The following is a 20,902-nucleotide window of genomic DNA, read 5'->3' on the forward strand; positions in this document are numbered from 1 at the left end:
CTGACGCCGGCATGGGCTTTGCCCATGCTCGCTGCGCCCCCCGACACCCCGCCCCCTCCGCCGCATCACCCGCCAACGCCCGCCGCAAAAAATTCACACCCCGGCCCTCTTGCACCCCCCGCGCCACAATCGCACAACCCGCGCCATGCACCGCATCTTGACCCTCGCCCTCCTCCTTGCCGCCCCTGCCTCCGCCCGCCCGCCCAGCCTGGTGCCGGCCGATGCGCCGGAACTTGCGGCGCCCGGCCCAAGCCCCGTCGGCACCCGCGAGCTGCGCTTTCCCGCCGGCCCCGGCCGCGACCTCGGCATTACCCTTTTCTACCCTGCCGCGGCCCCTGGCGCCCCCACCAGCTACCCCCACCGCTTCGAAAATCCCCCCGCCGGCATCCCCGCCGAGCTTGTCTTCGAAGGCATCGCCACCACCGATGCGGCGCCCGCGCCGGGCCCGCGCCTGCCGACGATCCTGCTCAGCCACGGCCTTGGTCGCTGGTCGACGGCGATGAGCGGGATGGCGGAAAACCTTGCTTCGAAAGGCTATTTCGTCGCCAGCATCGATCATGACGACCGCGGTGCGATGAACCCCGGCACGCGGCTGCAGGCCTTTGCCACCTCGGTCGTGCGCCGCAGCCAGGACCAGCGGGCAGCGCTCGCCTGGTTGAAGGGAAAGAGCAACCCGCTGGCAACATTGGTCGATCCGGCCAATGTCGCCGTCATCGGCTATTCGATGGGCGGTTTCGGCGCACTCGCGACCGGCGGCGCCGGTCACGCCCGCAGCGGCACGGTGATGAGCCAGGTGCCCGCCGCCGCCATGGCCTCGGTGCTCGAACCCGCGGCGCCGGCGCCCGGGGTGCGTGCGGTCGTGCTGATCGCGCCCTGGGGCGGCGCGGCTGCAACCCGGTCGTTCACGCCCGCCGGCCTGTCGGGGCTGACGCTGCCCAGCCTGTGGATCATGGGCGATCAGGACGATGTTGCGGGCGCCGACGGCATCCGCTGGCTCCACGACAATGCCGTCCGCAGCGACCGCCGCCTGCTGGTCTTTGCCAATGCCCGCCACAACCTCGGCGGCAACCCGCCGCCCGCCAGCGCCCCCGATACCCAGCGGCTGCGCGACGCGATCGACGAGCCGGTGTGGCGCAAGGACATGGCCGACGCGATCATCTTCCGCTCGCTGACGGCGTTCCTCGACCTGACGCTGAAGGGCGATGCTAGCCGCACCGCCTGGCTCGATGCGGCGGCGGACGGCAGCCTGAAGGGCTTTGCGCCGCGCTGGCAATTGGGGCTGACGGCGACGCACACGCCGCCAAGCCCCGCGCCGACCAAGCCCTAGTATTTCGCCAGGACGGCGGCGATCTGGCTGCCGCGCGCGGCCTTCAGCGCCACGCATTGGCCGATCCGCTCCTTGGTCTGCGACAATTCGAGGTCGCCGCCGCCCAGGATGGCGAGGTTCGGGCGCACCAGCGCCTCGACACGATCGACATCGGCCGGGGTGCAATAGCCGTTGTAGAAGCCGATGATGCCGGCACGCGCAAAGCCTGGGAAGCTTTCGACGACGCGGGTGAAGTTCTTCGACACAAAGGCCACGGTGGCGTCGCGCGCTGCCGGATTGGCAGCAAGGCTCGACAGGACTCCGGTCCGTTCCAGACTCTGCAGGTCGTCGCCCATCGCCAGTTGCTGGACATGGGCGATGGTCGCTGCATCCTCTACGCGGCCCAGTGCCCGCGACGCCTGGGTCCGGAACAGCGGATCGGCGGACTTGACCAGCACCGGCCACAGCCGGTCGATGAAGCCGCGGCCGCCGTCCTGCACCGCCACCGCAAGGCCGGTGCTGCGGAACGCCGGGGCAAGCGCTGCGGGGTTTCCCGCCAGCAGGGCATCGACCGCAGTGACGAGTTGCTTGCGCACCGCCGGGTCGCGCGCTTCGAGCGCCACCAGCGGCAGCAACGATTCGCGCAGCGCCGCGGTTTCGGCGCTTTCGCCCGGCGCCATCGCCACCGCCGGGTCGAACCCGATGGTGGTGAGGCGCGGCGTGTAGAGCCGAGCCATGATGCGCCGGTAGGCGGGAATTTCCGCAGGCGTCAGCATGGTCGCGCGCAGCCCGTACAGCTTGTTGCCGAGCAGCACGGCCGCCAGCCGTTCCGGATTGCCGGCGAGCGCTTCGGCGGCGCGCATGACGGTGGCGAAATCGGCGCGGCCGGCGGCAAAGTCCGCCCACAGGCTGTCGGCGAAGGCCATGGCGTCGCGGCCGGGCAAGGTCGGCGCCGCCGCGATCAGCCTGTCCCAGCCGGCCTGGTCGAGGCTGAACCGGTAATAGCCGGCGCCATCGGCGTTGGGCATCAGCGCCGGGGTGGTGCCGATCAGCGGCGGCAGTGTCGCGGTCGGTGTCGTCAGCAGCGTCGCCGCCCGGCCTTCGCCGCGCGACAGCGTCACCGGGATCGACCAGAGCCGTGCCATCTTGTCGGTCGCCACGCCGAGCGGCACATAGCGTGACTGGGCAAGGGTGATGGCCTTCGGTGTATCGGCCACGGTGATCAGCGGCACGCCCGTCTGGTCGGTGAAGGTGCGCAGCGCCGGCACCAGATCGGGGTTGCCTGCCGCCTCGCCGACCGAGGCAAAGAAATCCTCGGCGGTCGCATTCTTGTAGGCATAGCGATCGAGGTGGAGCTGGACGCCCTTGCGGAAGTTTTCCGGCCCGACAAAGGCCTCGAACATCGAAACCGTCTGCGCACCCTTGAGGTAGGTGATCGAATCGAAGGCGCTGATGACCTGGTCGTTGCGATCGATGGTCTGGCGGATCGGCCGGCCGCGGCCGAGCGAATCGGTGTTCATCGCGGAAAAGGCTTCGTCGAGCTCGCCGGCGGCGATGCCGAGGTCGGGACGCCAGCGGTTGCTGGCCTTGTTGCCCATCCACTCGGCGAAGCTCTCGTTGAGCCAGATATCGGTCCACCACGTCGGCGTCACCAGATCCCCGAACCATTGATGCGCCGATTCATGCGCCACGACGACGCCGAAGCGGCGCAACTGGCTGGGCGGTGCCGCAGGATCGAGCAGGATCAGCGTGTCCTGGTAAAGGATCAGCCCGGCATTCTCCATGGCGCCGCCCTGGACCGGCGAGGCGATGAAATCGAGCTTTTCATACGGGTAGGGGCTTTGGAAATAGTCTTCGAGGATGGCGATGATCTTGGGGGTTTCGGTCAGTGTGGTCGCCATTCGTGGCGCCTGGCCCTTGGTGGCGATGACGCGGAAATCGAGCGGGGTCTTGCGCACCGCATTGGCAGGGATGGTGGCGCCGGCGATGTCGAACGGCCCGACGCCGATGGCGACGAGATAGGTCGGCAGCGGCTTGGTCGGCGCAAAGCGGTGCACGGTCATCGCGCCCTTGGGCGATGTGCCGGTTTCGGGCGCGTTGGCAACGGCCTTGACCGCCGACGGTGCGGTCACGGTGACGGTGAACGGCGTCTTGAACCCCGGTTCGTCGAAGCCGGGAAACATGCGCCGGGCGTCGAGCGGTTCCATCTGGGTCCAGGCGTACCAGTCCTCGCCGACCTTGGCGCGGAACAGGCCTTCGGCGCCGGTGCGAAAGCCGGTGGTATAGTCGAATTTCAGCGTGACCTTGCCGGCGGGCAGCGGCGCGGCAAAGTCGAGCTGCGCGACGCCGGAGGGGTCGACTTCGCTGTATCGGGCCGCAACCGTCCTGCCGCCGGCAGTGGCGGTGGCGCTGGCGACCTTCAGCCCGAGCCCGTGGAGATAGATTCGGCTGGTCGGCGCGGCGACGTCGGCGTCGATCTCGGTATGGCCGCTATAGGTCGGCTGGGCGGGGTCGACGGTCAGGTCGAGCCGATACGCCGTGGGGGCGACCCCAGCAGGCAGCTTGCCGAGCGGAATGCCTTCGGCAAGCGCGGCGGTGGAGGCGAGCAACACGGACAGCGCGAACAGACGCATGGGGAACCTTCGACAGAGGAACAAAAGTCTATCGTCACTCTGGCGCGACGGCGAACGAGCGGCAAGAGCGATGGCCGTCAGGCAAACAGCGCCAGCGGATGGCCACGCAACGCCGAATCGCGAGTCAGCAATCGCAGGCCCTCGACCTGCGCCTGCACCAGCAGCAGCTCGTCGAACGGGTCGCGGTGGGCCATGGGAACCTGCAACTGCGTTGCTGCGTGGCGAGCGGACAGCGGCAAGATCGTCCAGCCGATGACATCGACGAAGCGCAGCAGCATCTCCGGCGCGATCACGCCCTTGCGTTGGCCGGACGGGTGAAAGCTGTTCCACTTCAATCGCGTTTCCCACACCGCGACTGCCGACACCACGGGCACGCCGGCGGCCGATATCGCATTGCGTTCGCCCGGGGTCAGCTCGGCTTCGTCGGTCGCGGCCCAGATGACGACATGCGTGTCGAGGAGCAGCGTCAATCGTCCAGCCCGAGCAATGCGCGGCTGAACGCCGGATCGTTGAAGTCATCGACCCAGTCACTGCCAACGGGTGCGATACCCAGTTCCTTGCGGATCCGCGCCGCCTTCTCCCAGTCCACGCCCGTCGGTTCGGCGACGAACGGCATGATGCGCGCCACCGGCTTGCCATGCCGCGTCACCACCACCGGTTCGCCGCGTTCGGCTGCCGCCAGCGCGGCGCTGAACCGGGCCTTGGCCTCCCGAACCGACATTTCCATCACGCGCATCCCGATTGTGACTACGCGAGACTACATGTTTGCGCCGCAAAAGGCTAGAGGATGAACTTCGACAGATCGGTATCCCGCGCGATCGCGCCGAGTTCGCGTTCGACATAGGCCGCGTCGATCGTCACCGCGTCACCGGCGCGCTCGCTGGCATCGAAGCTGAGGCCTTCGAGCAGCTTTTCCATCACCGTCTGCAGCCGCCGCGCGCCGATGTTCTCGACCGCGTCATTGACCTGTTCGGCGGTGCGCGCGATCGCGTCGATGCCGTCGTCGGTCAGCGTCAGCGTGACGCCTTCGGTGCCAAGCAGCGCCACATATTGGCGGACCAGCGACGCTTCGGTGTCGGTCAGAATGCGCTTGAAATCCTCATAGGTCAGGCCCTTCAGCTCGACGCGGATCGGCAGCCGGCCCTGGAGTTCGGGCAGCAGGTCGCTTGGCTTGGACACGTGAAACGCACCCGAGGCGATGAACAGGATATGGTCGGTCTTCACCGGGCCATATTTCGTCGCAACCGTGGTGCCTTCGATCAGCGGCAGCAGGTCGCGCTGCACGCCCTCGCGGCTGACCGAGCCGCCGCGCACATCGCTGACGGCGATCTTGTCGATCTCGTCGAGAAAGACGATGCCATTGTCCTCGGCGCTGCGCACCGCCTCCCGCGCGATGTCCTCGTCATCGAGCCGCTTGTCGGATTCCTCGGCGACAAGAGCTTCCCATGCCGCCTCGACGCGCATCTTGCGACGCTTGGTCCGGCCGCCCATCGCCTTGCCGAGCATGTCCGACAGGTTGATCATGCCGACCTGGCCGGGCTGCATGCCGGGCATGTCGAAGCTCGGTGCGGTCTCGGCGACCTCGATCTCGACTTCGCGGCCCTTGAGGTCGCCCGAGCGGAACCGGTCCCGGAACGCCAGCCGCGTTGCCTCGCTGGCATCCTTGCCGACGAGGACGTCGAGCAACCGGGCTTCGGCCGCGCTTTCGGCAGCTTCCTTGACGCCGGCGCGCCGCGTTTCGCGGACCAGCCGGATCGATTCCTCGACCAGATCGCGGATGATCGAATCGACGTCGCGGCCGACGTAGCCGACTTCGGTGAACTTGGTCGCCTCGATCTTGAGGAACGGCGCGCCGGCCAGCCGTGCCAGCCGCCGGCTGATCTCGGTCTTGCCGCAGCCGGTGGGCCCGATCATCAGGATGTTCTTGGGGGAAACCTCGTCGCGCAGGTCATCGCCCAGCCGTTGCCGGCGCCAGCGGTTGCGCAGTGCCACGGCGACGGCGCGCTTGGCATCGCCCTGGCCGACGATGTGGCGATCGAGCGCGGCGACGATGGCGCGCGGGGTCAGGCCGGCCTCGGCTGCGGCAATCGGGGTCATCACGGTCATTTCGTCTCTCCGCCGCCGATATTTTCGACGGTCAGCTGGTCGTTGGTATAGACGCACAATTCGGCCGCGATGCCCATGGCGCGGCGCGCGATGGTTTCGGCATCATGGTCCGAATCGGCCAAAGCGCGGGCGGCGGCGAGGGCGAAATTGCCACCCGAACCGATCGCCGCCATGCCGCCGACCGGTTCCAGCACGTCACCGGTGCCGGTCAGCACCAGTGTCACGTCCTTGTCGGCAACGATCATCATCGCTTCCAGCCGGCGCAGGTAACGGTCGGTCCGCCAGTCCTTGGCAAGCTCGACCGCGGCGCGGGTCAACTGGCCGGGATAGCGTTCCAGCTTTGCTTCCAGCCGTTCGAACAGGGTGAAGGCGTCGGCGGTGGCGCCGGCAAAGCCGCCGATGACGGCGCCATCGGGGCCGAGGCGGCGGACCTTGCGGGCATTGGGTTTCATCACGGTCTGGCCCATCGTCACCTGGCCGTCGCCGGCGATGGTGACATGGCCGTTCTTGCGCACCGACACGATGGTCGTGCCGTGCCAATCGGGGAAGTCTGCCATGGGGAAAGGGGGCTTTCGCAACTTGAATGTAATCGGGATGTAGGGTGTCGTCGGCGGTTGAAAAGCCCCCCGGGGCCGGCGCGGGGCAAAGGTTGCCGCCCTGTCATTTTTTGCGGCGGCGCGGAATCGCCAGCCCCGGGGGCGTCTGGTAAGGCCCGTGGATGCACCCGCCCGGCACCCTCATCCTCCATGACCTGACCACGGCGCGCCCGCGCCCGTCCCGCGGTTTCGGCATGGACGTCTGGCATTGGCTGGGCCGCGGCTTTCTGGCGCTGGGGGGATGGCGCATTGCCGGGGATTGGCCGGACGACGCCAAGGCGGTGGTCACCGCCGGACCGCACACATCGAACTGGGATGGCATCTGGATGATCGCGGCAGCTGCCAAATGGCGGATTCGCCTGCGCTACATGGGCAAGAAGAGCCTGACCCAGGGCCCGTTCGGCGCGCTTGTCCGCTGGACCGGCTGCATCCCGATCGATCGCAGCCGCAGCAACGATGTCGTCGGCACGATGCGCGCCGCCTTTGCCGCGGAAGCGGGGCTGATCCTGGTGGTGCCGCCCGAAGGCACGCGCGACCGGGTGCTGAAGTGGAAATCCGGCTTTTATCACATCGCCGTCGGCGCTGGCGTTCCGATCACCTTTGCCGTGATGGACTATGCCAAAAAGACGGTATCGCTGCCCGCAACCCTTTGGCCCAGCGGCGATTATGCCGCCGACCTGGCGATCATCCAGGGCTTCTATGCCGAGGCTACCGCCAAATATCCGGAAAATTTCGTGCTGACCGGCAACTGACGGACGTCAGGATGCCTGTTCGTTGGCGATGACGGTGGTGCGGCCATTATGGTGGCGCACGCGCGCAACCAGCTTGGTGCCGCGCATAACCTCGACCAGCGCCGCATCGTCAAGACCGCTGGCAAAGCGGATCGCGTCGTCATCGTTCTGAAATGCCTGCTCGAATCCCCTGTCGACCCGTCCGGTCGTGTCGAGGGCGAAAAGCCGATAAGTCTTCATAGCGCCAATCTGTCCACCCACCCGAACGTTACGCCCTTGGCATAAGCATTAGTCCAATGCAGGGGATGAAACAAGCATTATTAATAGTTCATAAAGACTGCGGGCGCATGTCACGCGGCCTTGCGACGCGCCCCGGCGATTGCTGCATAGCGGCGGAACAACGCTTCGAAATGTTCGTCCATCGTCGGCACCCCGCGCGCCGCAAGGCGGCTCGCCGCGGTCAGTGCCGGCAAGCGTGCAATGGCTTCCCCGATGGCCGTGGCCGCGCTGCCGGCGTCGCCGGCGGTAAAGGTGACGCCCTGGCCTTCGACGAACTGGTCCCCTGCCCCGCCGGCGGCCGGCACGATGATCGGCAGGCCCGAGGCGCGCGCTTCCGCCGCGACCAGGCCGAAGGTTTCGGCCGACGCGCCATGGATCAGCAGATCGGCGCTGGCCAGCATTCGTGCCATCTGGCCCCGGTCGGTGATCGGCGCGACGAGCGCGATATGCGGGTTTTCGCCGACGGCGCGCAGGATCTTGGTACGGCCATGGCCATCGCCGACCAGGACCAGCCCGAGCGGATCATTGACCCCCGCCGCCGTTGCGGCAGCGATGATCAGTGGCCAGCATTTTTCGGGGGAGAAGCGTCCGACGCCGACGATCAGCGTGGCATTTTCGGGCTGGTCGCAGCGTTCGAGCAGCCGGGCGCGCAGCCCGACATCGCGGTGCTGCGGGCCGAAGACGCCGGATTCGACTCCCATCGGCACGGTTTCGACATGGTGCAGCCCGCCGGCGGTCAGCCGTGCCGCCAGGCTGGGGGACGCGCAGACGACAGTGTCGAATCCGGCATCGAGGCGGCGCAGGTGCCGCCAGAACCAGTCGAACCCGCGATCGATGGTGGGACGGCTGAACACGCCTTCGAACCAGCGATAGGCCCAGGCCGACAGCGGGTCGGCGTGCATGATCAGCGCGCGCGGCGCGGTTCCCGTCCATTCGGCGACCGCGGTGGCGCTGCCCCAGGGCGAGGACGCTTCGATGAAGTCGGGCTGATAGCGGTCGAGCGCGTCGTGGATGATGGCGTCGTTCTCGAAATAGAAATAATTGCGGTCGAGCGGAAAGCGCGGGCTGGCAATGCTGACCAGCCGCGCCGCGTCGCTGACCTGTTCCACGCTGTCTTCGGCGCCCGGCACCACCACCGTCAGGTCATGGCCAAGGCGTTCGGCGGCTGCCAGCTTGAGGCGGGTATAGGTGCGGATGCCCCCGCCGCTCGGCGAATAAAGTGCTGAAATATCGACAATTCGCATCAGCGTCAGCGCCTCAGATCCACGGCCGTCGCCGTGCCAGTCCCGACATGTCTGGCTTGCATCAGCCAAGGCGCCGCCGTCAATCGAATTCCCTTGGCTGGGTCCGGTTGCGGACCCGGCCCGGCATCGCACGCCCGGCCCGCCCGCGCCTTCACCGCTGCATGAAATCAACTTCACGCGACACGCGCGCAGTCATCGCTAGATTCACGCAGGTGCGCCGGGGTCGGCGCGGTCATGGACGCTTTCAATGACGGATGCAGGCCGGTTCTGGGCCGACGCGCGGTTGCCGCTGGCGATCGTGGTCGCTGCCCTCGTCGCGGGGCTGGCGGCGACGTCGCTGCTGGCCCCGTCGCGCACGGAACGCGCCCATCTGCCCGGCCTGACGGCGGCCGACGGCCGTGCCGGGGAAGGCCTGATCGTCACCAGCGTGCAGAGCGGAAGCGTGGCCGCCAAGGGCGGGATTGCGGTCGGGGATCGCATCGTGGGGCTTGACGGCCACCATGTCACCAGCCGCGCCGGCGCGATCGCCGCGTTGCGCACGCATCCCGACCCGGTGATTGACATGGCTGTCGCCCATAATCATGCCATCCGGCATGTAATGTTGCAGCGGGACGGGGATCGGTCATGAGCCGCAAGATTCTGGTTGTCGAAGACGATCGCACGACCGCCGATTACATCGTCAAGGGACTGGTCGAGGCCGGGTATAATGTCGATCGCGCCGACAATGGCCGCGACGGCTTCTTCCTCGCCAGCGACGGCAGCTATGATGTTGTCGTGCTCGATCGCATGCTGCCGCAGCTCGATGGCCTTGCCGTTCTCGCAGCGTTGCGTGCCGCCAGCATCGAAACCCCGGTCATCATCCTGTCGGCGCTGGGCACCGCCGATGATCGCATCACCGGGCTGACCGGCGGCGCCGACGATTATCTCGTCAAACCCTTCGTCTTTGCCGAACTGCTGGCGCGGCTGCAGCGGCTGGCGCGCCGCGGCAACGCCCCGGCGGCGGTCGAAACCCGGCTGGTCTGTGCCGATCTGGAACTCGACCTGCTCGCGCGCCGCGTCAAGCGCGGCAGCATGACGGTGGCGCTGCAACCGCTGGAGTTTCGCCTGCTCGAGTTCCTCATGCGCCATCCGGACCAGGTGGTAACGCGCACCATGGTGCTGGAAGGCGTCTGGGATTACCACTTCGACCCGGGCACCAACATTATCGACGTCCATGTCAGCCGGCTGCGGCGCAAGATCGACGCCGGCTTCGACAAGCCGCTGCTCCACACCGTCCGCGGCGCCGGCTATCGCTTCGGGCCCGAAGTCTAGCGCGTGCGGCTGTTGTCGTCCGCCACGGCGCGGCTGGTCGCGCTGATCTTCGTCCTGCAGATCGCCATGACCGGCGGCGTGCTGCTGCTGGCGCGCAACGCCATCGTCCAGCAATCGGCGCGGGACCGGCAGGAAATTGTCGCCGAAGTCGCGAACGATCTGCGCGCCTGGCATGCGCGGGGTGGTGACGCCGCACTGGCGACCGAGATCACCAGCCGGCTCGACACGTTGCGCGGCGAAAATCTCGTGCTGCTGCTGACCGCGGCCGATGGCCGGGTCATCGCCGGCAACCTTGCAGCCTGGCCGCCGGTGGTGGCCCGAACGACGAACTGGCAGACGATCGACCTGTTCCGCACCGGCGCCGACCGCGCCGAACGGCTGGGCATCAGCGCCACGACCCTGCCCGGGGGCAGCCATCTCCTGACCGGCCATGTCATCGAATCCGACGTGCGCTACGCCCAGGTCAGCCAGCGCGTGCTGATCGCCGCCTTCCTGTTCACTGTGCCACTGGCGCTGATCGTGGCGGCGGCGATGACGCGCGCCATCAACCGGCGCGTCGCCGGCATTGCCGATACGGCCAGCGCGGTGGCCGAAGGCGACCTGGCGCGCCGGGTGCCGCTCGACGGCAGCGGCGACAGCTTCGACAGGCTGGGCGACGGCGTCAACGCCATGCTGGCGCGTATCCAGACGCTGGTCGAGGAACTGCGCATCGTCACCGGCAGCCTGGCGCACGACCTGCGCGGCCCGATCTTCCGGCTGACGGCGACGCTGGAAGAGGCACGCAATGCCACCGACGACCCGGTGGCGACGGCGGCGATGGAGCGGGTGTCGGTCGAGGCCGCGGCGCTGCAGACGATGCTGGCGACGGCGATGCAGATCGCCCAGGCCGAAGCCGGCATCGGCCGCGATCGCTTCGGCGATGTCGACGTTGCGGCAATGCTCGGCGACATCGGGGAGCTTTATGGCCCGGCGGCAGAGGATCGCGGCATCACCCTGGTGGTGACGCCGTTCGAGGGCCATTTCCGCCTGCACCGCGAACTGGTCAGCCAGGCGATCGGCAACGTCATCGACAATGCCATGCGCCATGCCGCCGGGGCGACGCGGATCACCGTGTCGGCGATCCTGTCGGAAGCGGCGCTGACCATATCGGTTGCCGACAATGGCGTGGGCATCGCCGTCGCCGACCGCGCCACGGCGCTGCGCCGTTTCGGCCGGCTCGACCCCAGCCGCCATGCGCCGGGGGCCGGGCTGGGCCTGTCCCTCGTCGAAGCGGTGGCGCATCTTCACGACGGAAACCTGGCGCTGGGCGACAATGCACCCGGGCTGCGCGTCGAAATGACCTTGCGAACCCAGGGCTGAACCACCGCCCGCCACCTTGCCGCCGCGCCGCCGATGCATTACCCGCGCCGCCATGATCCAGCGTATCGCCACCGTCGCCCGCGCCACCAAGGAAACGGCGATCGACGTCACCGTCAACCTTGATGGCAGCGGTGAATATCAGGTTTCGACCGGGATCGGCTTTCTCGATCACATGCTCGAACAGCTGTCGCGCCACAGCCTGATCGACATCACCCTGACGACGAAGGGCGACCTGCATATCGATGGCCACCACACCACCGAGGACAGCGGCATCGCGCTCGGTGAGGCCGTGGCGCGCGCGCTTGGCGACCGGCGCGGCATCACCCGCTATGGCGATGCACTGGTGCCGATGGACGAAACGCTGACCCGCGTCGCGCTCGACATTTCGGGCCGGCCCTATCTCGTCTGGAAGACCGCGTTCACCCAGCCCAAGCTGGGCGAGCTCGACACCGAGATGGTCAAGGAATTCTTCGCGGCGTTTGCCGGCAGCGCCGGGATCACCCTGCATGTCGAAACGCTTTACGGGGTCAACAACCACCATATCGCCGAAAGCTGCTTCAAGGCGCTGGCGCGGGCGCTGCGCGCCGCCGTCGCCATCGATCCGCGCAAGGCCGATGCCGTGCCGTCGACCAAGGGCACGCTGGGGGGCATCACCGGTGGCTGATCGCATTGCGGTCGTCGATTATGGTGCCGGCAATCTGCGCTCCGTCGCCCGCGCGCTGGCAGCGGCGGGCGCAGATGTCGAAATCACCGGCGATCCGGCGCGCATCGCCACTGCGGCGCGGATCGTGCTGCCCGGCGTCGGCGCCTTTGCCCAGTGCATCACCGCCTTGCGCGGCGCCACCGGGATCGAAGCGGCGCTGGATGATGCCGTGCGGGTGCGCGGCACGCCGTTCCTCGGCATTTGCGTCGGCATGCAGCTGCTCGCGACCGAAGGTCATGAACATGGCGTCCACCAGGGCCTCGGCTGGCTGCCGGGCAAGGTCACGCGGCTGACGCCGGACGACGCGGCGCTGAAGATCCCGCACATGGGCTGGAACGCGGTGACCGCCGCCAATGACAGCGGCGTGCCGACCGGCGACGCCTATTTCGTGCACAGCTACCGCTTCGACCCCGACGATGCCGCCGATGTCCGCGCCACCGCCGATCATGGCGGTGCCTTCCCCGCCATCGTCGCGCGCGGCAACATCACCGGCGTGCAGTTCCACCCCGAAAAGAGCCAGGCCTATGGCCTGGCCTTCCTCCAGCGCTGGCTTGCCGCATGATCATCTTCCCGGCGATCGACCTCAAGGGCGGCAAATGCGTGCGCCTTGCTGAAGGCGATATGGACCGCGCGACGATCTACAATGACGATCCCGGCGCGCAGGCGCGGGCCTTTGCCGATGCCGGCGCGACGGCGCTGCATGTCGTCGATCTCGACGGCGCCTTTGCCGGCGCCAGCCGCAACGGCGATGGCGTGCGTGCGGCGATCGCGGCGTTCCCCGGCCGCGTCCAGGTCGGTGGCGGCATCCGCACGCGGGCACAGGCCGAAGCCTGGCTGGCGGCCGGCGTCTGGCGGGTGGTGATGGGCACGGCGGCGCTGGAGGACCCGGCATTGGTCCGCGATACCGCCATGGCGCACCCCGGCCGCGTCGTGGTGGCGGTCGATGCCCGCGATGGCATGGTGGCGACGCGCGGCTGGGCCGAACGCTCGACGCTGCCGGTGGCCGAACTGGCGGCGCGCTTTGCCGACGCGGGGGTTGCAGCGCTGCTTTTCACCGATGTCGGCCGCGACGGGATGCTGAAGGGCGTCAATCTGGCGGCGACACTGGCGCTGGCGGCGGTCAGCCCGGTGCCGGTGATCGCGTCGGGCGGTGTTGCCGGCATGGCCGATATCACCGCGCTTGTCGGCCAGCCCAATATCGAAGGCGTCATCACCGGCCGGGCGCTGTACGATGGCCGGCTCGATCTTGCCGAAGCCCTGGCGGCGGCGGCATGAGTCTTGCCGTCCGCGTCATCCCCTGCCTCGACGTCGCCAACGGCCGTGTCGTCAAGGGCGTCAACTTCGTCGCGTTGCGCGATGCCGGTGACCCGGTCGAGGCGGCGCGGGCCTATGACGCCGCCGGCGCCGATGAACTGACGTTCCTCGACATCACCGCCAGCCACGAGGATCGCGGCACGCTGCTCCACATCGTCGAAGCGACCGCCGATGCCTGTTTCATGCCGCTGACGGTCGGCGGTGGCGTCCGATCGGTCGCCGATGCCCGGGCGCTGCTGCTGGCCGGCGCCGACAAGATCGCGGTCAATTCCGCCGCCATCGCCCGCCCGGCGTTGATCGGCGAACTGGCGATGCGCTTCGGGGACCAGTGTGTCGTCGTCGCTGTCGATGCCAAGGCGGTCGCGCCCGGCAAATGGGAGATCTTCACCCATGGCGGGCGCCGCGCCACCGGCATCGACGCGGTGACCTATGCGCAGGAAGCGGCGCAGCTGGGGGCGGGCGAAATCCTGCTGACCAGCATGGATCGTGACGGCACGCGCGGCGGCTATGACCTCGCCCTCACCCGCGCCATCGCCGATGCGGTGCCGGTGCCGGTGGTGGCGTCGGGCGGGGTCGGCGGCGTGCAGGACCTTGTCGCCGGCGTTGTCGAAGGCCATGCCAGCGCGGTCCTGGCGGCGTCGATCTTCCATTTCGGCGAGGCGACGGTTGCCGACGCCAAGGCGGCACTGGCGGCGGCCGGCGTGAGGGTGCGGAAATGACCGACGACGTCTTCGACCGGGTGATCGCCCGCATCACGCTCAATCGCCATGCCGACCCGGCGACCAGCTATGTCGCGCGGCTGACCGCCAAGGGCCGTGCCAAGATCGCCCAGAAGCTCGGCGAGGAAGCGGTCGAGACCGTCATCGCGGCGATGGGCAAGGACCGCGGCGAGATCGTCGGCGAAGCGACCGACCTGATGTTCCATCTTGCCGTGCTGCTCGTCGATGCCGGGCTGAGCTTCGACGACATTCGCGCCGAGCTCGAACGCCGCGAAGGTGTGTCGGGCATCGCCGAAAAGGCCAGCCGCAAGGTCTAGTCGACCAGGATGATCCGGATGTCGTTGACATTGGTCAGCGTCGGCCCGGTCACCAGCAAATCGCCCAGCGCTGCGAAAAAGCCATGCGCGTCGTTCGCTGCGAGGAACGCCGCCGGATCGAGCCCGCGCGCGCGGGCGCGGGCGAGCGTGTCCGGGCCGATGCGGGCGCCGGCCGCGTGGCTCGACCCGTCGATGCCGTCGCTGTCCGCTGCCAGCGCGGTGATACCGCGGGCGCCATCGAGGCCGATCGCCAGTGCCAGCGCATATTCGAGGTTGCGCCCGCCGCGCCCGCCCTGTCCCGTTACCGTCACGCTGGTCTCGCCACCGGAGATGATTGCGGTCCGGGCCGGCGCCTGACGGGCCAGCGCGGCATGCGCGGCGCCGATCGCGCGTGCCTCGCCTTGCAGGTCGTCGCCGAGACTGATGACGCCATAGCCAAGGGCGGCCGCTGCCCGGCCGGCGGCGTCGAGGGCGTCGCGGGCGCGGGCGAGGATCTGCACATCGCCGGGCGGGACCGCTGCCGGCGCCGCTGCCGCCAGCTCTGCTGCGACGCCGGGTGGAACGGATATGCCGTATCGCGCCACCACGGCTGCGGCGTCGCCCGTGTCGCCGGCAAGCGTCGGCCCCGAGGCGACGAGTGCCGCATCGTCGCCCGGGATGTCGGAAATGACCCAGGTGGTGACCGCCGCCGGCGCCGCGGCCGCCGCCAGCCGACCGCCCTTGATCCGCGACAGCGCCCGGCGCACGCAGTTGATCTCGGCAATCGCCGCGCCCGATCGCAGCAGCGCCTGCGTCAACGCGGCCTTGTCGGCCAGGGTCACGCCGGCGACGGGCGCCGCCAGCAGCGCCGAGCCGCCGCCCGACACCAGCATCAGCAGGTGGTCGCCCGGCCCCAGCCCTCTCGCCAGTGCCAGCGCCGCATCGGCGGCGGCCTGGCTGTCCGGATCGGGCACGGGATGGCCGGCGGTGCGGACCGTCACCCTCGGCCATCCCGTACCTGCCGGAACATGGCCATGGGGCGCCACCACCAGTCCGCCGAACGGGCGCGGGCTGCGCGCCTGTGCTGCTGCCATCAACGGCACTGCCGCCTTGCCGATGGCGATCACGACCAGCCGCCGGTGCGCCGGCGGCAGCAGGCGCGGCATCACCGCATCGGCGGAAACCGCCGAAATGGCGGTGGAAAACAGCGCCGACAGCCTGTCCTCGCTGTCCCCTGCGTCCGACTGCGTCACGGAGCCCCTCACGATTTCTTGCATTTTTTTGGCGTTTTCGCCGTATAGACATCACATCGCGCGCGGGGGCGCACGGAGTTTGATCGGATAATGATGCTGAATGGGCTGAAGGCGGTTTCCATGGGCGGCCGCGAAATGTGGCCGCTGGTCGAAGGCGGCAAGGGTGTCGCCGCGACCAACCATCTGTCGTCAGGCGCCTGGGCCCGCGCCGGCGGCGTCGGCACCATTTCCGCCGTCAACGCCGACAGTTACGACCCCGAGGGTCGCATCATTCCCCAGATCTATTCGGCGCTGACCCGGCGCGAGCGCCACGAGGAACTGGTCGAATATGCCATCGAAGGCGCGGTGCAGCAGGTGCAGCGTGCCTATGAGATGGCGGAACCCGAACTGTCGCGCGGCTTCGGCGCACTCAACATCAACGTCCTGTGGGAAATGGGGGGTGCCCAGCGCGTTCTCGAAGGCGTGCTCGGGCGCACGAAGGGCCTTGTCCATGGCGTCACCTGCGGCGCCGGCATGCCATACAAGCTGTCGGAGATCGCCGCCCATCACGGCGTCCATTATTACCCGATCATCAGCAGCGCCCGCGCCTTTCGCGCCCTTTGGAAGCGCGCCTATTCCAAGGCGGCGGAGTGGCTTGGCGCCGTGGTGTACGAAGATCCCTGGCTCGCCGGCGGCCACAACGGCCTGTCGAACGCCGAGGACCCGCGCGTCCCGCAGGACCCGCTGCCGCGCGTCCGCGAATTGCGCGCCGTCATGCGCGAATCGGGCATCGCCGACAGCGTGCCGATCATCATGGCCGGCGGCGTCTGGGCGCTCAGCGAATGGACGGACTGGATCGACAACCCCGATCTCGGCCAGATCGTCTTCCAGTTCGGCACCCGCCCGCTGCTGACGCAGGAAAGTCCGATTCCGGAAGGCTGGAAAGCACGGCTGATGACCCTGCAGGAGGGCGATATTTCCCTGCACAAATTCTCGCCGACCGGCTTTTATTCCAGCGCGGTGCGCAATCCCTTCCTGCGCACACTCGAGGGTCGGTCCGAACGCCAGATCGCCTTTTCCACGACGGCGACCGGTGATCACCAGTTCCTGCTCGATGTCGGCGTCGGCCGCAAAAGCTATTATGTCACGCGGGACGATTTGCTGCGCGCCCGCGAATGGCATGGGGCGGGGTTTACCGACGCGTTGAAAACGCCCGACAACACGCTCGTGTTCGTGGGCCCGGCCGAGAAGGCGATGGTACGCAAGGACCAGGCAGATTGCATGGGCTGCCTGTCGCAATGCGCCTTTTCCAGCTGGGCGGACAATGAAACCAATACCACCGGCCGGCTGGCGGACCCACGCAGCTTCTGCATCCAGAAGACGCTGCAGGACATCGCGCATGGCGGCGATACCGAACAGAATCTGATGTTCGGCGGCCATTCGGCCTTCCGCTTTGCCAAGGATCCCTTTTATTCCAATGGCTTCGTGCCGACGGTCGGGCAGCTGGTCGATCGCATCCTGACCGGCGCCTGACCGCGCTCGGATCGCGAAGCGCGGCCTATTCGGGCGGACAGGCGACTTCGACGCCGCGATCGAAACAGCGGGTTGCATTGGCGTTGCGGTCGACCGCCGCGCCGACGATCGCGCCGCCCGCCGCACCAACTGCTGCGCCGGTGGCGCGGGCACCGGCCGTCGCCCCGCCCACGGCCGCGCCGCCGACGGCACCTGCCACCGCACCGGTGGCCTTCGCCGTTCGGCAGGCCGGCAGTGTCAGCAGCGTCATGGCGGCCGCGCCGATGATGGCCGCCCGCGCGATTGCCGGCTGCCTCACTTCGGCGGGCAGGCGACTTCGACTCCGCGCTGGAAGCACTTGCCCGAATTGACGTCACGATCGACCGCGCCGCCGACAATCGCGCCACCCGCCGCGCCGATCGCGGCGCCGGTGACGGCACTGCCGCCGGTCATCGCGCCCATCGCGGCGCCGCCGGCTGCACCGGTTGCTGCGCCGGTGCCGGTGTGCGTCGCACAGCCGGCAAGCCCGATGGTGGTCAGAATCGCTGCCGAAATCATCTTCAGATTTGCCGTCACGGTGCCATTCCTTCTGCCATCAATGCCATCAGCAACGAAAATCCTCCGCCGCTGAGGCAATATAGCGCATCGGAAACGTAACGTTAAGCCCGCCGCCGGTGTAACCGCGCCGCGCTCCCAAGCGAAATGCACCATGTCATGACAGGCGCTGATCTTCGTGGCGGTTGAAGCCGCCATCGGGCCATTCCCGCTGCCGGGCACAGCGGCTAGTCTGCTTGCGTTGATGGCGCCGACGACCGATCCCGATGTGCGCGCCTGGGGCGCCATGATGGCGGCTGCCCAACGCGGCGAGGCTGCGCCCTATCGCCGCCTGCTTGGCGAACTGCGTCCCTGGCTCCTGCGCTATTTCCGGCGGCGGCTGCCGCCGGCAGCGGTGGAAGATGCCGTGCAGGAGACGTTGATTGCCCTTCACGACAAGCGTCATACCTATGACCCGGCGCGCCCGTTCGGACCCTGGCTGGCCGGCATTGCGCGCTACAAATGGATCGACAGTCTGCGCAGTGCTGGCCGCACAGCGGCCGACGCCTTGCCGGACACGCTGTCTACCCCCGGGCATGACCGCGCCGTTACCAGTGCCACGGCGCTGGCCGGACTGCTCGCCATGCTGAAACCGGCCCAGGCTGACGCCATCCGCCTGGTCAAGCTCGACGGGCGCAGCATCGCCGAAGCCGCGGCGCTGACCGGCCAGTCCGAGGCGCTGGTCAAGGTCAACATCCACCGCGGGCTCGGCCGCCTCGCCCGTCTTGTCGAAAGCGCCGTCGATGACGATTGAGCCTGCCCCCGACCGGCTGATCGATCGTCTGGTCGCCGATCTGGTGATTGTCACTCCGCCCCGGCCGATGCGCGATGCATGGCGTGTCGCGGCCTTGGTGGTCGCCGAAATGCTGGTGTTCGGGCTGTGGCGCGGGGCCAATCCGGACTTGCCGTGGCTGCTGGAAAGCCCGGCCTTCTGGTGGAAACTGCTCGGCTTCGGGCTGATCGGGACGGCTTCGGTCTTGTTCTTGCTCGCCTCGCTCGATCCGGCGCTGACGATGGCGCGGCGTCAGGCGTCGCTGTGGCGCGCCACTGCGATCACTGCCGCCGGCGTGATGGCGGTGGGGTGGCGGATCGATGCCGCGATACCGGGTACGTCGGAGTTGTCGGCGCGGCTGGAGTGGCGCGAGGGGCTGGACTGCCTTGCCAACATCCTGCTGCTGGCGCTGCCCTTGCTGCTGGCCCTGGGGCTGCTGGTGCAGCGCGGGGCGCCGACACGCCCGGGGCGGACCGCGGTGGCCGCGGGGCTGGGGGCGGCAGGGTTGGCGACCTTCGTCTTTGCCCTGCACTGCCCGCATCTCGATGTCGTCTATATCGCTGCCTGGTATGGCGGCGCCGTGCTGGTGGTGGCCGGGCTGGCGCGGCTGCTGTTGCCGCGCCTCGCCCGGTGGTAGGTCAGGCGGCAGCGAGGCTCTTTTCGACATCGGCGACCGAATGACCGGTCAGGTCCTTGGCGACTTCGCCGAGCAGGATCGCCGAAAGCGACTTGTGATAATGTTTGCGCAGCTCGCCCAGCGTCCGCGGTGCGGCGACGATGATCAGGTTTTCGATCTTGCCGTCGAGAACGCGCTTGTTGAGCATGGCGGCGATGCCCGCGGCAAAACCGTCCTCGTTCTGCTGGCTGTCGTCGGGGTTGGCGCTGCTCGACTGGTGGCGTCCGCCCGAACCCTTGTTGTCGCTCGAAATGTCGGCGTCGGGGATGGGCGTCAACTTCGGTCCGGCTTCATCGCCGCCGTTGCGGAACAGGTTCAGGATCTCGCCGTCGGCGACGGCGACAATGGTGCCATGGGGGATAAGCATGTGATTTCCTCTGGTGTTGCCCGGAGCCAACGCGCGGGCGAGCCGATCGGTCCCTAATGCCTTGCGTCGACGGGCGCCAGTGAAAGACGGCGGGCGGGCGTCAGGCGCGGCGCCGCTACGCCCAACCTTCCAGAACCTGGTCCAGGGGCCGGTGCCCGTCCGCCCAGACGCGGATGTTGGCGATCACCTTTTCTCCCATCGCCTGCCGGCCTTCGAACGTGGCGCTGCCCATGTGCGGCACCAGCACGACCCCGGGCAGATCGAGCAGCCGCGGGTCGATTGCCGGCTCGTTTTCGAACACGTCGAGCCCGGCGCCGGCGATCCGCCCCGCCGTCAGCGCCTCGCACAGCGCGTTCTCGTCGACGATCTCGCCGCGCGCGGCATTGATGATATAGGCCTGCCGCTGCATCAGCGCGAATTGCCGTTCACCGACCAGATGGTGGGTTTCGGCGGTGTGCGGGCAGTTGATGGTGATGATGTCGACCCGCGCCAGCATGGCATCGAGATTGTCCCACCATGTCGCTTCCAGCGCGCTTTCGACTTCGGCGGGCAGGCGGTGGCGGTTGTGGTAATGGACGGTCAGGCCGAAGGCGCGGGCGCGCGTGGCGACGGCGCGGCCGATACGCCCCATGCCGATGATGCCGAGCCGCTTGCCGGTGATGCGGTGGCCGAGCATGCCGGTTGGCGACCAGCCGTTCCATTCGCCGGCGCGGACCAGCTTTTCACCTTCGGCCAGCCGGCGCGGGACGCCCAGGATCAGCGCCATCACCATGTCGGCGGTGTCGTCGGTCAACACGCCGGGCGTATTGGTGACGACAACCCCGGCCGCCCGCGCGGCGCCGAGATCGATATGATCGACACCCACGCCGAAATTGGCGAGAAGTTTCAAGCGGCCGGAATTGGCGAAGACGGCGGCGTCGATCTCGTCGGTCACCGTCGGCACCAGCACGTCGCAGCGGCCTGCGGCGTCTGCCAGCGCGGCGGCGGTCATCGGTTCGTCGCTCAGGTTGAGTTCGACATCGAACAGTTCCGCCATCCGCGTTTCCACCAGCTGCGGCAGCCGGCGGGTGACGATCACCTTGGGCCGCGGTCGCGCCTGGGGACGGGTGGGAGGGGGTGCCATGGCCGAAAGGGTTGCCCCGCGCCGCCCGG

The 20,902-nt window shown here is 68.4% G+C and carries 25 protein-coding genes; 13 read left to right on the forward strand and 12 right to left on the reverse strand.

The window, feature by feature from the left end; genetic code table 11:
• Positions 1-145: 145 nt before the first annotated feature.
• Positions 146-1,327 carry an alpha/beta hydrolase family protein gene (locus GGQ62_RS10580; RefSeq protein WP_167649581.1) on the forward strand — a complete coding sequence of 394 codons (1,182 nt, stop codon included), beginning with the start codon at positions 146-148 and terminating at the stop codon, positions 1,325-1,327.
• On the opposite strand, the gene GGQ62_RS10585 is transcribed toward GGQ62_RS10580, so the two are convergent.
• The 5 genes from GGQ62_RS10585 to hslV all read right to left on the reverse strand — a co-directional run bounded on the left by GGQ62_RS10585 (position 1,324) and on the right by hslV (position 6,602).
• Positions 1,324-3,939 (reverse strand): M1 family metallopeptidase, encoded by a 2,616-nt coding sequence (locus GGQ62_RS10585; RefSeq protein ID WP_152577349.1) that lies wholly within the window; start codon positions 3,937-3,939, stop codon positions 1,324-1,326. The two genes, GGQ62_RS10580 and GGQ62_RS10585, sit on opposite strands and share 4 nt — an antisense overlap.
• A gap of 77 nt (positions 3,940-4,016) precedes the next feature.
• On the reverse strand, positions 4,017-4,409 hold the full coding sequence (locus GGQ62_RS10590; protein ID WP_153401211.1) for a type II toxin-antitoxin system VapC family toxin: 393 nt from the start codon (positions 4,407-4,409) through the stop codon (positions 4,017-4,019).
• The gene (locus GGQ62_RS10595) at positions 4,406-4,666 is read right to left on the reverse strand and encodes a type II toxin-antitoxin system Phd/YefM family antitoxin (RefSeq protein WP_194287050.1); all 261 of its coding nucleotides are present in this window, start codon (positions 4,664-4,666) and stop codon (positions 4,406-4,408) included. The genes GGQ62_RS10590 and GGQ62_RS10595 overlap by 4 nt, the downstream gene beginning before the upstream one ends.
• 53 nt (positions 4,667-4,719) lie before the next feature.
• Positions 4,720-6,036 carry an ATP-dependent protease ATPase subunit HslU gene (hslU, locus tag GGQ62_RS10600; RefSeq protein ID WP_167649668.1) on the reverse strand — a complete coding sequence of 439 codons (1,317 nt, stop codon included), beginning with the start codon at positions 6,034-6,036 and terminating at the stop codon, positions 4,720-4,722.
• Positions 6,037-6,041: 5 nt separating this feature from the next.
• Complete coding sequence (gene hslV, locus GGQ62_RS10605; protein WP_152577346.1) at positions 6,042-6,602, reverse strand: ATP-dependent protease subunit HslV; 561 nt, start codon at positions 6,600-6,602, stop codon at positions 6,042-6,044.
• A gap of 161 nt (positions 6,603-6,763) precedes the next feature.
• Here hslV and GGQ62_RS10610 point away from each other — a divergent pair, with 161 nt between their 5' ends.
• Entirely contained in the window at positions 6,764-7,393 is a 630-nt protein-coding gene (locus GGQ62_RS10610) for a 1-acyl-sn-glycerol-3-phosphate acyltransferase (protein ID WP_152577345.1), read from the forward strand.
• Between the two features lie 6 nt (positions 7,394-7,399).
• On the opposite strand, the gene GGQ62_RS10615 is transcribed toward GGQ62_RS10610, so the two are convergent.
• Positions 7,400-7,612, reverse strand: coding sequence for a hypothetical protein (locus tag GGQ62_RS10615; RefSeq protein WP_152577344.1), 213 nt, complete (start codon positions 7,610-7,612; stop codon positions 7,400-7,402).
• Positions 7,613-7,722: 110 nt separating this feature from the next.
• On the reverse strand, positions 7,723-8,895 hold the full coding sequence (locus GGQ62_RS10620) for a glycosyltransferase (RefSeq protein WP_152577343.1): 1,173 nt from the start codon (positions 8,893-8,895) through the stop codon (positions 7,723-7,725).
• A 247-nt stretch (positions 8,896-9,142) separates the two neighbouring features.
• Here GGQ62_RS10620 and GGQ62_RS10625 point away from each other — a divergent pair, with 247 nt between their 5' ends.
• Genes GGQ62_RS10625 through GGQ62_RS10660 form a run of 8 tightly spaced genes read left to right on the forward strand, consistent with a single transcriptional unit; the run spans position 9,143 to position 14,618 of the window.
• The gene (locus GGQ62_RS10625) at positions 9,143-9,523 is read left to right on the forward strand and encodes a PDZ domain-containing protein (RefSeq protein WP_152577342.1); all 381 of its coding nucleotides are present in this window, start codon (positions 9,143-9,145) and stop codon (positions 9,521-9,523) included.
• On the forward strand, positions 9,520-10,206 hold the full coding sequence (locus GGQ62_RS10630) for a response regulator transcription factor (RefSeq protein WP_152577341.1): 687 nt from the start codon (positions 9,520-9,522) through the stop codon (positions 10,204-10,206). Before GGQ62_RS10625 ends, GGQ62_RS10630 begins: the two co-directional genes overlap by 4 nt.
• A 3-nt stretch (positions 10,207-10,209) precedes the next feature.
• Positions 10,210-11,565 carry a sensor histidine kinase gene (locus GGQ62_RS10635; RefSeq protein WP_243446631.1) on the forward strand — a complete coding sequence of 452 codons (1,356 nt, stop codon included), beginning with the start codon at positions 10,210-10,212 and terminating at the stop codon, positions 11,563-11,565.
• Positions 11,566-11,617: 52 nt separating this feature from the next.
• Complete coding sequence (gene hisB, locus GGQ62_RS10640; RefSeq protein WP_152577340.1) at positions 11,618-12,229, forward strand: imidazoleglycerol-phosphate dehydratase HisB; 612 nt, start codon at positions 11,618-11,620, stop codon at positions 12,227-12,229.
• Positions 12,180-12,830, forward strand: a complete 651-nt coding sequence (hisH, locus tag GGQ62_RS10645) for an imidazole glycerol phosphate synthase subunit HisH (protein WP_152577339.1) — start codon at positions 12,180-12,182, stop codon at positions 12,828-12,830. The genes hisB and hisH overlap by 50 nt, the downstream gene beginning before the upstream one ends.
• A complete protein-coding gene (hisA, locus tag GGQ62_RS10650) occupies positions 12,827-13,543 on the forward strand; it encodes a 1-(5-phosphoribosyl)-5-[(5-phosphoribosylamino)methylideneamino]imidazole-4-carboxamide isomerase (protein ID WP_152577338.1) in 717 nt (238 codons plus the stop codon). The genes hisH and hisA overlap by 4 nt, the downstream gene beginning before the upstream one ends.
• Positions 13,540-14,301 carry an imidazole glycerol phosphate synthase subunit HisF gene (hisF, locus tag GGQ62_RS10655; RefSeq protein ID WP_152577337.1) on the forward strand — a complete coding sequence of 254 codons (762 nt, stop codon included), beginning with the start codon at positions 13,540-13,542 and terminating at the stop codon, positions 14,299-14,301. The genes hisA and hisF overlap by 4 nt, the downstream gene beginning before the upstream one ends.
• Entirely contained in the window at positions 14,298-14,618 is a 321-nt protein-coding gene (locus tag GGQ62_RS10660; RefSeq protein WP_152577336.1) for a phosphoribosyl-ATP diphosphatase, read from the forward strand. The genes hisF and GGQ62_RS10660 overlap by 4 nt, the downstream gene beginning before the upstream one ends.
• Here the strand turns inward: GGQ62_RS10660 and GGQ62_RS10665 are convergent.
• Entirely contained in the window at positions 14,615-15,850 is a 1,236-nt protein-coding gene (locus tag GGQ62_RS10665; protein WP_207790484.1) for a glycerate kinase type-2 family protein, read from the reverse strand. The genes GGQ62_RS10660 and GGQ62_RS10665 overlap by 4 nt on opposite strands.
• A gap of 93 nt (positions 15,851-15,943) precedes the next feature.
• On the opposite strand from GGQ62_RS10665, the gene GGQ62_RS10670 reads away from it, so the two are divergent.
• On the forward strand, positions 15,944-17,362 hold the full coding sequence (locus GGQ62_RS10670; protein WP_152577724.1) for an NAD(P)H-dependent flavin oxidoreductase: 1,419 nt from the start codon (positions 15,944-15,946) through the stop codon (positions 17,360-17,362).
• Positions 17,363-17,387: 25 nt separating this feature from the next.
• Here GGQ62_RS10670 and GGQ62_RS10675 read toward each other — a convergent pair whose 3' ends face one another.
• Together GGQ62_RS10675 and GGQ62_RS16625 are read right to left on the reverse strand one after the other, a co-directional pair.
• The gene (locus GGQ62_RS10675; RefSeq protein WP_207791811.1) at positions 17,388-17,660 is read right to left on the reverse strand and encodes a glycine zipper domain-containing protein; all 273 of its coding nucleotides are present in this window, start codon (positions 17,658-17,660) and stop codon (positions 17,388-17,390) included.
• Entirely contained in the window at positions 17,657-17,917 is a 261-nt protein-coding gene (locus GGQ62_RS16625; RefSeq protein WP_194163364.1) for a YMGG-like glycine zipper-containing protein, read from the reverse strand. The genes GGQ62_RS10675 and GGQ62_RS16625 overlap by 4 nt, the downstream gene beginning before the upstream one ends.
• Positions 17,918-18,074: 157 nt before the next feature.
• Between GGQ62_RS16625 and GGQ62_RS10685 the strand changes: the two genes are divergently transcribed.
• Both GGQ62_RS10685 and GGQ62_RS10690 read left to right on the forward strand, forming a co-directional pair.
• Positions 18,075-18,689, forward strand: coding sequence for a sigma-70 family RNA polymerase sigma factor (locus tag GGQ62_RS10685; RefSeq protein ID WP_341533740.1), 615 nt, complete (start codon positions 18,075-18,077; stop codon positions 18,687-18,689).
• Positions 18,679-19,344 carry an NrsF family protein gene (locus tag GGQ62_RS10690; protein ID WP_152577333.1) on the forward strand — a complete coding sequence of 222 codons (666 nt, stop codon included), beginning with the start codon at positions 18,679-18,681 and terminating at the stop codon, positions 19,342-19,344. Before GGQ62_RS10685 ends, GGQ62_RS10690 begins: the two co-directional genes overlap by 11 nt.
• Position 19,345: 1 nt before the next feature.
• On the opposite strand, the gene GGQ62_RS10695 is transcribed toward GGQ62_RS10690, so the two are convergent.
• On the reverse strand, positions 19,346-19,750 hold the full coding sequence (locus GGQ62_RS10695) for a host attachment family protein (protein WP_152577332.1): 405 nt from the start codon (positions 19,748-19,750) through the stop codon (positions 19,346-19,348).
• 115 nt (positions 19,751-19,865) lie between these two features.
• Positions 19,866-20,873 carry a 2-hydroxyacid dehydrogenase gene (locus GGQ62_RS10700; RefSeq protein WP_152577331.1) on the reverse strand — a complete coding sequence of 336 codons (1,008 nt, stop codon included), beginning with the start codon at positions 20,871-20,873 and terminating at the stop codon, positions 19,866-19,868.
• Positions 20,874-20,902 lie beyond the last annotated feature (29 nt).

Origin of the sequence: Polymorphobacter fuscus (genome assembly GCF_011927825.1) — a bacterium.
Taxonomy (GTDB): Bacteria; Pseudomonadota; Alphaproteobacteria; order Sphingomonadales; family Sphingomonadaceae; genus Sandarakinorhabdus; species Sandarakinorhabdus fusca.